14 protein-coding genes and 1 riboswitch are annotated in these 15,381 nt (G+C 49.5%); of the genes, 5 read left to right on the top strand and 9 right to left on the bottom strand.

Features of this window, described 5'->3' with window-relative positions; translation table 11 throughout:
* Window positions 1–247: 247 nt before the first annotated feature.
* Window positions 248–1,609 (bottom strand): nucleobase:cation symporter-2 family protein, encoded by a 1,362-nt coding sequence (locus tag MKY97_RS02995; RefSeq protein ID WP_342554049.1) that lies wholly within the window; start codon window positions 1,607–1,609, stop codon window positions 248–250.
* Window position 1,610: 1 nt separating this feature from the next.
* Window positions 1,611–2,198 carry a xanthine phosphoribosyltransferase gene (locus tag MKY97_RS02990; RefSeq protein ID WP_342554048.1) on the bottom strand — a complete coding sequence of 196 codons (588 nt, stop codon included), beginning with the start codon at window positions 2,196–2,198 and terminating at the stop codon, window positions 1,611–1,613.
* Between the two features lie 221 nt (window positions 2,199–2,419).
* A riboswitch (purine riboswitch) is annotated at window positions 2,420–2,519 on the bottom strand.
* 266 nt (window positions 2,520–2,785) lie between these two features.
* On the opposite strand from MKY97_RS02990, the gene mscL reads away from it, so the two are divergent.
* A complete protein-coding gene (gene mscL, locus MKY97_RS02985; RefSeq protein WP_342554047.1) occupies window positions 2,786–3,280 on the top strand; it encodes a large conductance mechanosensitive channel protein MscL in 495 nt (164 codons plus the stop codon).
* Between the two features lie 275 nt (window positions 3,281–3,555).
* Here the strand turns inward: mscL and MKY97_RS02980 are convergent, their stop codons facing one another.
* Window positions 3,556–3,858: a hypothetical protein gene (locus tag MKY97_RS02980; protein ID WP_342554046.1), complete on the bottom strand. Its 303-nt coding sequence runs from the start codon at window positions 3,856–3,858 to the stop codon at window positions 3,556–3,558.
* Window positions 3,859–3,937: 79 nt separating this feature from the next.
* Here MKY97_RS02980 and MKY97_RS02975 point away from each other — a divergent pair, with 79 nt between their 5' ends.
* On the top strand, window positions 3,938–4,657 hold the full coding sequence (locus tag MKY97_RS02975; protein ID WP_342554045.1) for an NUDIX domain-containing protein: 720 nt from the start codon (window positions 3,938–3,940) through the stop codon (window positions 4,655–4,657).
* Between the two features lie 228 nt (window positions 4,658–4,885).
* Here MKY97_RS02975 and MKY97_RS02970 read toward each other — a convergent pair whose 3' ends face one another.
* Both MKY97_RS02970 and MKY97_RS02965 read right to left on the bottom strand, forming a co-directional pair.
* On the bottom strand, window positions 4,886–5,689 hold the full coding sequence (locus MKY97_RS02970; protein ID WP_342554044.1) for a helix-turn-helix domain-containing protein: 804 nt from the start codon (window positions 5,687–5,689) through the stop codon (window positions 4,886–4,888).
* Between the two features lie 65 nt (window positions 5,690–5,754).
* Window positions 5,755–6,570 carry a zinc ribbon domain-containing protein gene (locus MKY97_RS02965; RefSeq protein ID WP_342554043.1) on the bottom strand — a complete coding sequence of 272 codons (816 nt, stop codon included), beginning with the start codon at window positions 6,568–6,570 and terminating at the stop codon, window positions 5,755–5,757.
* 390 nt (window positions 6,571–6,960) lie between these two features.
* Here MKY97_RS02965 and MKY97_RS02960 point away from each other — a divergent pair, with 390 nt between their 5' ends.
* Both MKY97_RS02960 and MKY97_RS02955 read left to right on the top strand, forming a co-directional pair.
* Window positions 6,961–9,663 (top strand): UvrD-helicase domain-containing protein, encoded by a 2,703-nt coding sequence (locus tag MKY97_RS02960; RefSeq protein WP_342554042.1) that lies wholly within the window; start codon window positions 6,961–6,963, stop codon window positions 9,661–9,663.
* A 110-nt stretch (window positions 9,664–9,773) separates the two neighbouring features.
* Complete coding sequence (locus MKY97_RS02955; protein WP_342554041.1) at window positions 9,774–10,142, top strand: hypothetical protein; 369 nt, start codon at window positions 9,774–9,776, stop codon at window positions 10,140–10,142.
* Between the two features lie 112 nt (window positions 10,143–10,254).
* Here MKY97_RS02955 and MKY97_RS02950 read toward each other — a convergent pair whose 3' ends face one another.
* Both MKY97_RS02950 and MKY97_RS02945 read right to left on the bottom strand, forming a co-directional pair.
* A complete protein-coding gene (locus tag MKY97_RS02950; protein ID WP_342554040.1) occupies window positions 10,255–11,325 on the bottom strand; it encodes a Gfo/Idh/MocA family oxidoreductase in 1,071 nt (356 codons plus the stop codon).
* 38 nt (window positions 11,326–11,363) lie between these two features.
* Window positions 11,364–11,840: a GNAT family N-acetyltransferase gene (locus MKY97_RS02945; protein ID WP_342554039.1), complete on the bottom strand. Its 477-nt coding sequence runs from the start codon at window positions 11,838–11,840 to the stop codon at window positions 11,364–11,366.
* A gap of 286 nt (window positions 11,841–12,126) precedes the next feature.
* Between MKY97_RS02945 and MKY97_RS02940 the strand changes: the two genes are divergently transcribed.
* The gene (locus tag MKY97_RS02940; protein ID WP_342554038.1) at window positions 12,127–13,200 is read left to right on the top strand and encodes a copper amine oxidase N-terminal domain-containing protein; all 1,074 of its coding nucleotides are present in this window, start codon (window positions 12,127–12,129) and stop codon (window positions 13,198–13,200) included.
* A gap of 274 nt (window positions 13,201–13,474) precedes the next feature.
* Here MKY97_RS02940 and MKY97_RS02935 read toward each other — a convergent pair whose 3' ends face one another.
* Entirely contained in the window at window positions 13,475–13,873 is a 399-nt protein-coding gene (locus MKY97_RS02935; RefSeq protein WP_342554037.1) for a RidA family protein, read from the bottom strand.
* A gap of 258 nt (window positions 13,874–14,131) precedes the next feature.
* A complete protein-coding gene (locus MKY97_RS02930; protein WP_342554036.1) occupies window positions 14,132–15,100 on the bottom strand; it encodes a D-alanyl-D-alanine carboxypeptidase family protein in 969 nt (322 codons plus the stop codon).
* Window positions 15,101–15,381 lie beyond the last annotated feature (281 nt).

Here is a 15,381-nt window from a genome sequence, read left to right as displayed (position 1 = left end):
TCGTTGATATTTTATAACATAAATTATCAAGGTCATAAATCGTTCATATCCTGATTCAACATGGGTTATGTCATGAATCATTCATGATATCAGTTTACATAATAGTGCATTTGAACCCCAGATACTCCCCACAAACCACAAAATAAACCTGTGTTCACTATAAAGCAAACTACCTTATCTCTACTGATTTTCCATAAGCATTCGGTCTTACATTATGTCCTATCTGTCTTATCTAACCTTATGTGCCTTACGCAGACTTGCTGCTCTCCTCAATCATCTCATCTTCATGCGGTGCAGCCAGCTGAGCCGCGGTATCTTTACTTCCAAGGCCATTAAATAACAGATTCATAAAGATCGCTGTAAAACTTCCTGCAATAATGCCATTGCCCAACATAATCTGAGCCCAGGCTGGCGCACCCGCGAACAACTGAGGCACAACCGTCACACCCAGTCCCATACCAACGGAACAAGCAATGATGAACAGGTTCTCGTGACGGTTCAAGTCCACCTGACTGGCAATGATCCGAACACCAGAGGAAACAACCATGCCGAACAAAGCCACCATCGCACCGCCAAGGACAGATCCGGGTACAAGCTGGGCCAGTGCGGCAATTTTCGGTACAAAGCCAATCACGATCAGCAAACCGCCAGCAACAACGATGACGTCACGTGTCTTTACACGCGTCATCTGTACAAGTCCTACATTTTGCGAATAGGTTGTATATGGAAAAGAGTTGAAGATCCCGCCAAGTACAATTGCCAGACCCTCTGCGCGATATCCACGCGCCAAATCTTTGGAAGTCAGATCCTTGTCCAACAATTTGCCCAGAGCCATAAATACGCCCGTGGATTCGGCCACACTGACAATCGCAACCAGAATCATTGTCAGAATCGGAACAATCTCAAAGGTGGGCTTGCCGAAATAAAATGGCTGTACCATGTGAAACCAGCTTGCATCAAGAATAGGAGCAAATTCCACTTCGCCCATCAAGCCGGCAGCCACCGTGCCAACGAACAGACCAATTAATACCGAAATGGAACGTACAAATCCTGTCGTGAAACGAGTCATCAAAATGATGAAGATGAGAACACCGAACCCGAGCATCAGGTTAACGCCGCTTCCAAAGTCCGGCTGTCCCTGGCCACCGCCCAAATCGGTGAATGCCACCGGAATCAGTGTCAGACCAATAATGGTAACCACCGAACCTGTAACCACTGGCGGAAAGAGCCGGATCAGTTTGCCGAACAATCCAGAAAAAACAAGCACGAACAAGCCCGATGCAATAATGGCACCGTAAATGGCAGAGACTCCACTGCTCTGTCCGATCATAATCATTGGGGATACCGCCTGAAATGCGCAGCCCAGCATAACTGGCAGTCCTACGCCAAAATATTTATTGCCCCAAACCTGGAGCAGTGTAGCCACACCGCAGGCAAGCAGGTCGATTGCAATCAAATAAGTCAGCTGCTCTTGTGTAAATCCGAGTGCCTTACTGACGATCAGCGGTACAATAACAGCTCCCGCATACATCGCCAGTACGTGCTGCAGGCCCAGTGAAAAGGTTTTGACCGGATGCCGGTGACGCTGAAAAATACGTTCGCGTGCCATATCAGTTCGTGCCCTCCTCATCTGCAAAGGTTACTTGTCCATTGGACAGCGCTCCGATACGAACCAGAGATTCCACACGGTATCCAGCCTCTTTTAACAGACGCCCTCCCGGCTGGAAAGCTTTTTCAATCACGATCCCAATACCGACTACTTCTGCTCCAACCTGCTCCACAATGCGAGCCAGACCAAAAGCCGCTTCACCGTTCGCCAGAAAATCGTCGATGATCAGCACACGATCGCCGGGGTTCATGAACTTTTTGGCAACCGTAATCTCGTTGGTCTCCTGCTTGGTGAAGGAATAGACTTTTTCCACCAGAATATCTTCGGTCAGGGTGAGCGACTTCTGCTTCCGAGCGAAGATTAGCGGAACATTCAGTTCGAGTGCAGTCATAATGCCGGGCGCGATACCGGACGATTCAATCGTTAATACACGTGTAATTTGTTCACCTTCAAACCGGCGAATAAACTCTTTGCCTACTTCCTTCATCAACACGGGGTCCATCTGGTGGTTCAAAAACGAGTCTACTTTGAGTACCTGCTCGGACAGGACAATGCCTTCCTGTCTTACTTTGTCTTTTAACAGCTGCATCTTTTTTTCCTCCCAAAGCTCTTTACCTGCATATACAGTTAGTTTTGCATCACTACCCCACACCTCATGTAAAAAAACAAAAAGCCCGCCTTTTCACACCTGCGGCATCAACCGGAGACGGGAAAGACGGACTTGTTCCTGTATGGACAAGCCGTGTGAACACTGCAAACGCCAAGGGACGAGGTCAAAGTGTACAAATATACTGACCTTGACCGCTCAGGGCGCAGAAGCATCCTTCCCGTAGTCCAATCATTCCGGTGATCGGGTAGAGACATGCAGGCCTATTCCTGCACATATACGAGTAACGGCATATTTAATTCATTTTGGCTCCAAGATTCGTTTCAATGTATAATTGCGAACCTGAAATGTAAAAGTGTAATCTCACTGACAATGTTAGAAGTATACCGAATTGGCGGCTTGAAATAAAGAGGAATTTTCATGGAATTTACGGAAACTATGTTTTATTTGCAAACAAGGGGATGATTGATTCTCATTTTTTTTGTACAATATGAGAACGAAAGCGTGTCCTGAAGGGATGAACCTGAGAGGAAGCGTTCTGAATATAGTCGTTAAAGGAGATTGTCACAATGAGAGGCATACTGAAAGAATTTAAGGAGTTTGCTGTGCGCGGCAGCGTTATTGATCTGGCGGTCGGTGTCATTATCGGGGCTGCTTTTGGAAAAATCGTTACGTCCCTTGTGAATGATATCATCATGCCTCCGGTCGGGAAACTGCTCGGCGGGATTGATTTCAGCCAGAAAATTATTAACCTGGACCCTGATGTAAAAACAGCAGGCGGACAAGAGATCACAACACTGGCTCAAGCCAACGAGGCTGGGGCTACCGTCATCGCCTACGGTCAGTTCATCAATATCCTGATTGATTTCATTATCGTGGCGTTCTGTATCTTTATGCTGGTGAAGGGCATCAACTATCTCAAACGCAAGGAGCATGCCAAGCCCGAACCGGAAAAAACGACCAAAGCCTGCAAGTACTGTCTGTCTGAAATTCCGGCTGCAGCTACCCGCTGTTCCCAATGCACCTCACAGCTCGAGGCAGAAGGAAGCAGCGCTCCGGCTTAAACGTTGATCTATGGTTATGTATAAAAATAAACAATGACGCAGGTTTGATTCTTTGATACTGATGCTCACAGATAAAAGCCGTTTAAGTTTAATGCTTATCCAGCCATCACGGTAAGCTTATAAAGCATATTCAAAGTTTGGTATGAGACATATTCACTGCTATGTATACACATATAAATTACATCAAACCTGCGTATGTCCAGGTTCCACCTATTGAGGCGGGACCTTTTTTTCATTTATCAAAAAACCTTGCTCGTCAATCCTATGTTCCCTGCTTAGAAACGCCGCGGAAGCAGATGTTCCAGAATCGATTTGAGGTCTTTGTCTTCCTTGTAAACCTCTTCCCCGGTATCCAGTTCAGTGACCCGGATATACTCAAAGTTAGCATTGGCATCCGTTGGCTTAAACAACAGCTGTGCCTCGTCCTCCAGTCGAACATGAAATCCCATGTCTTTAAACATCGTCGTAAGCTGGCTGCTCGCCGGCTCCTGACCCTGCCCTACAAAGATAAGTCCTCTAAGGGTTTTGCGCTCCTGAGGTTGCGGATAAATCACCTGAAAGTGTACAATGCATTCCATACAATCGTTCCCCTTTCGTTAAAAACATAGTTTGTGAAATTTTGAACTTTAAATTCTGCTATATAAGGAGATACGTATCATGACCCCAGAACGTTTCGACATTTATGACAATCAGCAAAAATGGATCGGTACAGCTCCCCGAAACGAGGTTCATGCCAAAGGATATTGGCATCGCTCCTTTCACTGCTGGATCGTGCGTGATGAAGGTGACCAGCGTATGATTCTGTTTCAGCGACGGCGGGATATCAAGGATACTTTCCCGGGATATTACGACATTACGGCAGCCGGCCACCTCACAGCTGGTGAACAGCTGCAGGACGCCTCCCGTGAGCTTGAAGAAGAACTCGGTGTGCATACGTCATTCGAAGCACTAACTTATTTGTTTACAGCTGAGCAGCAGCTCCAGGGCGAGGTCCGCGGAGTTCCTTTCCTGGACCGGGAGATCAGCGCAGTATACGGCTTATGCCTGAATCAGCCGCTGGAGTCTTATCGCCTCCAGGCCAGCGAAGTAGACAGCCTGTATGAGGCACCACTGGATGAGCTGATTGCTCTTTTCGAGCAGCAGACGAATGTCATTCAGGCATCAGGTGTGCGGCCGCATTCTTCTGTGTCCATGCCGGAAGGCGCAGCATCATCTGTGACGACATCAGCTGGCATCTCATCCGATCTTGGCCATTCCAAGCAGCCTGCCCGCACTGATCGCATCCTGCGTGAAGTCCGGACAGCAGATTTTGTGCCGCACGGCACCGAATATTATATCGATGTGTTCGAAGCGCTGAAACGAGTTAAACAAGCATAACTTCATTTTCTCAACATCAGCATCACTTCATACCTTAAATCTTTCTTACTTTAAATTTCATACCTAAATCTTCTTACCTTAAATTTCATACCTTAAGCAGCATTAACCTGGATCTGAAATACTGTACTAGTCCTAACAACAAAAGGACGAGGCGCAGCGAGCCATCGTCCACGGATCGTCCTTTTATAGTTCACGGCCATAAAGCCGCTATGTCTGCTTCTCTTCCCGTTACCGTACATCTCTTGGTGCAGGGGAAGACCAGTACCGTGCAGCGATATCTGCATATCGTCGTCCGTAACGGCTCTGCAGCTCCTCACCCATGTCCTGCTCCAGTTCATACAGCACCAGTTCCTGTGCAAAGTGATTCAGCAGCAGGCCCGTCATCACCGGATGCTCTGTGACCACGGCCTGCGTTGAAGTGGACTGCCCGCGCATGCCGAGCATGCACCAGCGGCGATCCACGACCAGCGAGAACTTGCGCCCCGTCCCCGTTCCAGATATCGGCAGGCCCGGGAAAGGAAGCGGATGGTCCAGCATGCCTTCTCCGCCCTCACAGGACCACAAGAGGCGCACGCCCCGAGCCTCCGCCTGCTGCAGATCTTCCCGAAGCAGCTCGGCTTCTTCCCGCCAGACGTCTACCACGATCTCCTGCTCGGCCCCGGCCAGCTCACGGCTCAGGTTCTCAAACACATTTTTGTCACCTTCCACATTGTAAAACACAGGTTTCTCCGGCTCACTCTTCGGCATACTTCGCTCCACATAATCCAGCGAAGTATGCATCTGATCCGAGATCATGCGTGTCATCTCTTCAGGTTTCAGCATGCTGTATTTCGCAGGCTCGCCCGGGCTGCACCTGAGAAATCCCCGCTGTTCCAAGCGCTGCAGGGATGCATACACATTCGAACGGGACACCCCCAGCCGTTTGGCAACCTCATACCCCGAGGCTGATCCCTGACGGGCTAATTCCACCATAATTCTGGATTCCATCTCGGTAAACCCGAGATGACGTAAATGATGCAGCAGTTGGTCCATATTTCTGTCCCCCCATGCTGTCAGCAACCAGCACTGCCTAATGGCAGCACGTCCACTGCATCAGATCAGATCTGCTCGGCACCGCAGCGCGGGCACCACTTCGAGCCTTTGGGCAGTTCGGATGCACAGATCTGACATTTCACCATTTCACGCGGCAGTTCTGTCTGTACATCTACTGTATTTACAATTGGATTGTTTTCTTTCCAATAACGAATACGCTCATCCAGCTCCTGCTGACGCTCACGTTCCCGCTGCATCTCCTCTTCCCTGCGGCGCTCCCACTCTGCATCGAACGCCTCCTTCTCTTCCAGTGTAAACTCGGTGCTGTTATACTCCGGCTCTGTTTCGAGATCGGCAATGGATGGAATAACCGTATGATACGGCTCAGGCTCTTCATGATCTTCCACGGCTTGTGCATTAAAAATCGACTGTTCCACAGCCGGATTCTGAGCGGCTGCTGCTTCTTGTTTTGCCGTATTAACGGCTGGAGCAGCTTCTGCAGCTCCCGATGCAGCCGTACCTGGTTTGAATTCCCCCAGCTTGCGTCCACACTTCGGACAGAAGTTGGCATCCAGCGTTGCGACGTGTCCACACTCGCACAGCCGTTCATTTTTCAGCTCAGCAATCTTGCTCCGCAGAGCGTCGATCTCATCCTGCAATTCGTCGCACAGTTGAGACAGATCCACCATCTCTTTTTCGGCCCGCGTCATATCCTGTATACGGTAACCCTCATAGAAGATCCGGCCCATATCGGTAAAATGGACTTCCTGTTCCTGCTGCAAGCCCACAATCTGATTGTTCAATTTGCCAATCTCAACGGCGTGTTGTGCCCGTTCTGTTGCTTTATTTGCTCCATTTTTGATGCGCTGAAGCAGTTTCATATTCATTCCTCCTCTGTCCCGTCAAAACAATATCATTTCATTCTTCATTAGTAGTAGGTCGGCAGTTCGCAGCATGCGAATTGCCCTAGATATATAACTTATACGATATGAAGCCAAAAAGTTGCGAAAAATCGCGCCGGCACCCCATTTTATGCGGATATTGGATAGAAACAGGGGCTTTCGTCAAGACCATACGTTCGGTATAATGGAACTTTGGCTCCATTACTTATGGATTTTCACTCCATATCGATGAAGCGATGCCGTTTGAAACACGCATGACTCGCAGCTAACTCTATCTTACCAATTTACAATGCGATTGTGAAAAGGGCAAATGGTTTACTTTTGAACGGGATAGTCCTATCCCTGAATGCATACAGAGGTGGATGAAACATGTTAAGTCCGAACTCAACGTTTTACCCCCGTCCGCTCGGGGTGACCCCGGCAGCATCCCTGCCCCAATCCCCGTCAGCACCGCTGGAAACCAGTCGGCAGCTTGTGGGTGACGACCAGCAGGATGCATATTACTTCCGCTCGCTAGAGGAAGCAGGCATCAAGCTTAACGGTCCGCAAATCTCGGCCGTGCGCCATGGCAGAGGACCTATACTCACCCTCGCGGGTGCCGGATGCGGCAAAACAACCGTACTCGCTGCAAGAGCAGGCTATCTGATGGAAGTCAGTGGTGTACAAGCGGCCAGCATACTGCTCGTAACGTTTACCAACAAGGCTGCCGCCGAGATGAAAGACCGGATCGCTGCTCTGCCGGGCATCAGACCTGCTGCAGCAAGGGCCGTGCAGGCTCGAACTTTTCACTCGTTTGCACTGACATTGCTGCGCCATTACGGAGTGCAGGAAGACATTTTTGGTGAGCCGCGAGCCCAGCATACGGTGCTGAAAATGCTGCTTCGCCAGAATGGCATGAGCGAGGCTTTCCAGCCGGAGAGTCTGCTGGCGATGCTGTCCGCGTGGAAGATGCAGGGATCAGATACGGCAGATCTGCCGGAGAAAACGCAGGATGAGCGCGATGCCAAACGGGTGCTGCTCGGATACGAAACCTGGAAGCAGGATCGCGGCAAAATGGACTTTGATGATATCCTGCTGCGCGCGGCCGCGCTGCTTCGTGATCCGGCGGTGTTAAAGCCGCTGCAGCGGCGTTTTCAATACATTATGGTTGATGAATTTCAGGATACCAACCGGCTGCAGTACGAAATTGTACAGATGCTCGCTGGAGCACACCGCAATCTGATGGTTGTCGGAGACGATGACCAGACAATATATACGTTTAACGGCGCACGGCAGGAATCGATTTTGGAATTCGATAAAGTATACCCGGGTGCGCGCATCGTGACGCTGGATATTAATTATCGCAGTGATGCTCGTATTCTGGGGCTCGGCAGTGAGCTGGTTGCACGCAATAAACGCAGACGGGACAAACGGCTGCGTGCGGCAGGACAGCGTGGGGATGCACCTCGCTTTGCCACTCCTTCCAATGCCGAAGAAGAAGCGGCCTGGGTCGTTCATCAGATCTGTCAGCAGGTGGAGGAAGGGCTGTATCCATATCGGGACATAGCCATTTTGCACCGGACAGCCAGCAGCAGCCGGGCCGTGTTTGAGCAGTTGGTACTGAAGGATGTGCCGTTTGTACAGCATGGGGCTGCCCCGGTATTCTATGATCAGTCTCTCATCAAACCTTTGATGGATCATATGCGGCTGTCTCTGAACCCGCGGGCAATGGATGCTCTGCCAAGTGCACTCGGTCCGCTGTACGTGTCCCGTGATGCAGGATTGGAGTATATCCAGCGCTGTGAGCAGGAACAGGCCAAGAAATACCCGCTGATCCATCTGAGCAAATGGGACAAGCTAAAACCTTTTCAACAGGAGCAGGTCAAGGAACGCATCAAGCTGATCAAATCCCTGCATAAGCTCAAGCCCATCAATGCGATTCAGGAGATGCGCCGTCATTTTTATGATAAATATATGGAGAGCGGCGATCCTTCCATTTTCACCCATTATAAGGAAACGATGCTGGAAACACTGGATGAGTTTGAAGCAGCTGTCAAAAAGTTCGAAACCGTGGAGGAATTCGTGCAATTCGCGGACGAGCTGTCACGCAGGCATCGGGAGATGGAATCACTGCGCCGCGCGCAGGATAGTGACGCCGTGCAGCTCATGACCATTCATAGGGCCAAAGGACTTGAGTTTCCCTGCGTCTACTGGATCGGAGCCAGCGAAGGCATCGTGCCGCACAGCACTGCTCTGCGGCAGGATATTCCGGAGGATCAGAAGGCAGCACTTACCGTGCAGCAGACGGATGCTGATCTGGATATGGCACTGGAGGAGGAACGCAGACTCGCTTATGTTGCAATCACCCGAGCGAAGCAGCATCTCTATGTAACCTCACCAGCGAGCCATCACGGTAAACCTGCAGACGTGTCTCGTTTCCTGCTGGAAGCCTTCGGTATGGAAGTACCCGACAAACGCAAAACACGGGAAGAGAGCCGTGCCGGCGGCACAGCATCTTATGGAAATAACCGAAATGAAGGATATAACGGAAATGGAAACAGCCGAACCGGCAGCGGCAACTGGAAAAGCATCCGGGACGCCGGGAATGGCAGCAGACATGAGAGTGGTCAGAGCGGCGGGACGCTTCATCATTCAAGGTCACAGCCAGCGAATGCTGCTCAGCGGCATTCGCTGCAGCGCAGTGCGATCAATCATAAGGATCATCGGGAAATGGAGATGCTCGATGAACGGGATGAAGATCGCCTCAGTGAGCAGCGCGGCAGCGGAATTATTCGAGATCATAAAGCATTCAGTACACCCGGCCTTCATCCAAAAACGGCGCAGACGGCCTCCACTTCCCGATCGGCTGCATCCTCACCCGCAGGTTCAGACAAAACGGAGCGGACGGAAATGGTAGCTGTCTGGAAATGCAGCTCAGCTTCGTGCAAAGCATGGTTACGACAGAAACCGGCTGTCCCTTCCGGAAAATCGTCGAAAAAAGACTCTTCCGTGCCTCCGGTTTGTCCACTATGTTCAGGGACAATGGTGGCAGGCACCCGGCAGGTTCCGGTGACGAATCGGTTCGGGAAATAGACTACACTTTCGTTTCAGGACGCTTACTGCTGTTTATTAACAGTAAAAGCGTCTTTTTTCCAGTTCAACAGTATCAGGTCTTTTTTCAATATTGGAATGGGGGTTGGATTATGCAGGACGGTAAACAGCATCTGTATGTATCGGTGACTCATAACCTGATTGAGCAAACCAAAAATGAATCTACACCGTTTGAAGTTATCGTGGATGACGGACAATTGGCCACTTTACAGGACTTGATGAAAATGCTGGAAAAGGGTGATGACTATTCACTGCAGCGTGCACCCGTGCCTTACAAGTCGGCAGATCACGATGAGGGAAATGAGCGGTTTACGGACGGCGTGACGATGCTGTACACCTTTCTTTACGATCACGGCACACCTGAGACCAGACAAGCCATAGATGATATGAACGTGCTTCCCAAGCTGCAGAATACCGACTACAATGACCCGGGATACGAAGATTCGCCCATGAATAAGTAACAAGTACAGATTGGAATGTCGGCCGGAACAGAACTTTATTCATCAAATGCAGCACCCCTCCTTCTAACCAGTAGAGCTTAAATGGAGGGGTGCTTTTATATCAACGATCTACTTAGTCCAGCCTGATCTCCTGCCCTTTTTCGGCAGACTCATAAATGGCGCACAGCATACGCGTGGAGGCCACCCCATCCGCAATCGGACTGATGGGCGGCGTACCGTTCAGGCAGCATTCCACGAAATGATCGATCTGATTCTGGAACGCACCATGTATATCGAGACCGGAGTGGTCTGTCTGGGGTTCAATGTTCATGATCGTGTCATTTTTCTCCGTGACAATCAGCGTTTTCGGCTCCAGTTCAAATCCGCCTCGTTCTCCGTACAGCTTAACTAAAGACTCGTCCCCACGGGCATGCAGGGTAAAGCTCACATCCACTACCAGCGAAGCACCATTTTCGAAACGAATCAGGGCATTTGCCATATCCTCTACGTTATTAACGGCGGCACTGTAGTCTGCTGCTTTATAAAATGAGAGATGTTCAATGTTCGCCCGGTTGCCGAGTTTACGATACGTATTGCCGCTGACCGACACAGGCTTCGGTCTGCCCATCAGATACCAGCACTGGTCGATAATATGTACACCCAGATCAATCAAGGGGCCTCCGCCGGAACGAGCTTTATCTGCAAACCACCCTCCCGGATTGCCCAGACGCCGCAAAATAGAAGCTTTGGCATAATACAGCTGGCCAAACTCTCCGGCATCTATAAATCTGCGCAGCATCTGCATGTTGTTATCATAACGGCGTACAAAACCTACAACAAAGGTACGACCGCTCTTTTTCACCGCTTCCTCAATCCGCAGCGCATCCTCCACATTCGTAGCCACCGGTTTCTCCAGAAGTACATGCTTGCCTGCCTCAAGTGCAGCAATGGCAAACTCTGCATGGGTATTGTTCCACGTACAGATACTAACTGCATCTACATGCGGATCTTCCAGCATCTCGCGGTAGTTGGTATATACGGACTGAGCGTCATACTTTGCAGCAGCCGCCTTGGCCCGTTCCTCGTTCAGATCACAGATGGCATAGATGACCGCATCCTCATTTTTGGCATAACACCTCATATGAAGATCCGAGATCGAACCTGTGCCGATCATGCCGATATGCAGCATTTGCTTTGTGCTCATCCTGGTCCTGCCTCCCTTTTCCAAAACTTCGTTAACGTCTAGTCTGCCCGCAGCATGCCTTCATAAATACCGGGTGTAGAATTTTCAATCTCCACCGCTCCCAGTGTTCGTTTGTAGAATTCGACCGGACCAGCCGATCCAATAATCGCATACCCGTAGCCATCTGCTCTCATCGCGTGCATGCAGGCCAGCAGCAGCGCTGTCCCTACACCCTTTCCGCGTGCATCCGAGCTTACTCCAGTTGGACCAAAGAAATTGCGACAAGTAGCTTCATAACAGGCAAAACCGATCATTTTCCCATGCTCCAGCGCAATATAACAGGTCACAGGCTGACGTGCAAAAGCGACATCACATTCATCTACCCAAGGCTGGTTAAAATGGGATCTCACCCAGTTCAGCACCTGCTGCTTCTCCGGGGCAATCGCTCTGCGAATCACAATGGATTTCGCTCTCAGCTTCTCCAGTCCACTCTCCTGCTCTGGCAAACGATAGAGCGCGACCAACATATCACTCATTCGTATATCCCTCCTCATATCTCACATGCAGCCCTGATTGATTTCTTCAAATGCAGTTCTGTAGAGGTTCAATTTCACAAGTTTGTCCGCTTACCTTCACATTAACCTAAACCTACTACCGATAACCTGCTTCTTACGCGAACATCTGAATTTAGGCTAACACGCTGTTTACATTGTTACAGACCAAGTGCAACACTGGGCCAGGTTATCCCGTCAGTAAATATGATATGCGGCACTCTATTTAAGAGTTTACCGTGACATTACACTGATGAGAAGGGATGATCATATGAAGAACAGCATGAAAAAAGTAAGCACCTTGATGGCCCTTTCGATGGTGCTGAGCGGCGGAGCCGCTTATGCAGCGTCACTGGATAACGCAGCTCCGCCTGCAGAGCAGCATGCTGCTTCCACTGATAACAGCACTGCCGGAGTTGTTAAAATATCCGTTAACGGTGCATTCGTGGCCGACGGTTACTGGAATAAAGAAAGTAAAGCTGCCATGGTTCCGCTTCGCTCTCTGGCGGAAGCTCTGGGTATCGAACTGAAATGGCATAAAGAAAACAAATCCGCCGAGCTGACTCGCGGAGCAATGTGGACCCAAGTGGTTACGGATAAAGATCAGTATTCTGTGAATAAGATGCTGCTCACCCTCGGTACAGCACCTGAAATCAAGGACGGAACGCTATACGTACCTGCTGTGTTTGCGGAGAAAGTATTGCATGCCCAGCTGAATACAACGGGTAATCAGGTGACGATTACGAGTGAAGAGGATGTGAAGACAGTTACAGATCGCGGTGTAATTACCCGAATTTCGAATCAGGATAAATACCAGTCGATTCAGATTGGCGGTGCAGGTCAGGATGGCATCGTGCTGAACCTGAACAAAGACAGTCAGTTCATCTCCGCAGACGGAAAAGAGATTAAACTTGCCGATCTATCCCTGGGTATGGTTGTTGAGGCCGAACATTCCTTAATGATGACAAAAAGCCTGCCCCCACAAACACCGACGTATAAAGTGACTGTGCTGGATACAGCAGCCGAAACAGCAGCGCAGCCTCAAGAACTTTTTGGAACCTCTGGTACGATTGAAGATGTAAATATGAAGGACGGCGCAGTGTCCCAAATTGAAATTAACGGCACACGCCTAACTGAAACAGCACCAGATCATGTTGTACTGAATATCGACAAAGCCACTTCGCTGGTTAGTCAAAATGGCGAAGCTGTAAAAGCCGAGCAGTTGATCAAAGGTGCCAAAGTCATTGGATTCTACAGCCCCATGCTGACACGCAGCCTGCCTCCAATCGGCACAGCCTGGAAATTGGTTATAGAACTTCCGGCGGTGCAGCCTAAAGCGGAATAAGACGACAGCAGTAAACTATAGGTTACAGTGCACAGCTATACCCTGTAACCTATAGTTTAGAGTCTATAGTCTAGAACCCTTTAAACCAGAGGAGAAAATCTACCTTCGACTTCGCGGAAGTATTGAAAATACGGGTAGATAAAGTGTTGGTAACAGCACAGCAATGCCAAATAACCTTGCCACTTGTCTTCGGAGAAGCGGCAAGGTTATATATATTTTTTCCACCCCGTCTGTGTTAGAACTTCTGAATACAGTGCTGAATGAATAAGGGGATTTACACTTCCTCTGAAGTATCAATGATTGCCTCAGCCTCAATCTCAACCATCAGCAAGGGATCAATAAGCGCATTCACTTCGACCATGGTAGCCGCGGGTTGAATCTGCCCAAAGAATTCCCCATGTGCTCTCCCGACCTCTTCCCACTGTGTAATATCCGTGACAAACATGCGTGTTCTAACGACATCGGCCATGTCTGCCCCCAGCTCTTTCAGTGCCTTTTCAATGGTCTGCAGAATAAACTTGGTCTGCACATAGGGATCACCCGCGCCAACAACGACCCCGTCCTGCATGGCTGTCGTTCCAGCTACCTCAACCCGGTTACCCACACGAATAGCTCGGCAATACCCCACCAGCGGTTCCCAAGGGGAGCCGGTAAATACCTGCTGTCTGCTCATTTTCTTGTCCCTCACTTTGTTATGTAATAGAAACTGTAAGTAAACTTAAATTATAACAGCTCAAATTCATTCCGAATATATAAATCTGGCACCTTCCACCCGGCAGCCTGCCTATTCCACAACATCATAAATCCCCTGAACAGCCGCACGATCTGAAAAATAGGCCATTCAAGGGATTGATGATAGGGTCATCCTGGTTCGAAAAAAGTTATACACATGTGGATAGGTGATGTCACCGGTTTACGGTTTAGATACGATTTACAGCTTAATATTCGCTTCGTCAAAATATTCCTCAAGCGTCAATCCGCTTTTGACCACATCCGGTGCGAGGTCGGCACCCACATAACGAATATGCCAAGGCTCGTATACGTAACCGGTCTTGTCCTCTTCACCTTGCGGATAACGGATGATAAAGCCGTACTCGGCTGCATGTTCATCCAGCCATTTGCCTTCTTTGGACGAGCCAAATACCTCTTCCAGCACATTACCCACGCTTGGACTCGATACATCTATCGCTAGTCCGGTCTGATGTTCACTTCTGCCGGGAACGGCGCTTACACGAGAAGCATACTCTTCCCCTTTGGTTTTCACATTGTTATTGTAGATAGATACTTGTCGTTTGTAAGACCGGTAACCGGATACTGCACGAAGCTCGATACCGTCTGCTTTTGCACCTGCAAACAGTTTCTCCAGCGCTTCCGCAGCTTCCTTGCGCATATGCCGTTTCTCATGGGGGCCCTCGAAGGAAAACGGTACGTTTGGCTCTACGAGATCACTCGGCTCATATCCTTCCGGCAGACTGCGCTGTTTGTTAACAATCACCGTCATCGCCTGTGCATTAGTCACGACGGATTGAGAATCTACCGTTGTCTGCAAAGCACTAATACTGCGTTTCTCCATCAAGGGATCTTCAGCCGCCGCTCCACTTCCATTGTCCGAAGAACCCTGATCCTGTCCTGCAGATGTGCTGTCTGAGCCGCTCTCTGCACCTTTATCACTGCCCGAATCGGATGCGTTCTCTCCCATATTGCCTTTTCCCTCTGTGCCCGGGTCTTCGGTCAAATGAACAGTAGTACCATCGGCGCCCTGCTCCGTGGATGATCCGTTTGCGTTCTGATTCTCATTCGATCCAGAACCGTTCTGGCACGCAGCCAGAACAGCTCCACATATCATAAGTGAGGACAGCAGCACCACGATCCGGCGCTGTCTTCCTGTTCCTGATTTCATCGTAAAACCCCTATCACGTTAGTATTAGATTACATATATTCATGTGCGTTTTTACACGGTTCCTATAATGTTCCCTGCGACAGTATACCTTAATTGCATGCGAAGCTCCACCAGTAAAGAGTACCTTCTCCCAAGTTCTATATGGATCTATACCCTATATACAGCTTGTACCCTGGTTTTCTGTAGATTTAATACGCCATTCCAAACTTAGTCAACTTCGATGCAAACTGGAAATGGGTATGCATCTCCACAAAAACAAGCGAGGGCGATCATCCGATCTC

Source organism: Paenibacillus sp. FSL R7-0652, assembly GCF_038595045.1.
Classification (GTDB): domain Bacteria; phylum Bacillota; class Bacilli; order Paenibacillales; family Paenibacillaceae; genus Paenibacillus.
Note: the sequence above shows the minus strand (reverse complement) of the source record. Positions and strands in the feature narration are given on the sequence as shown.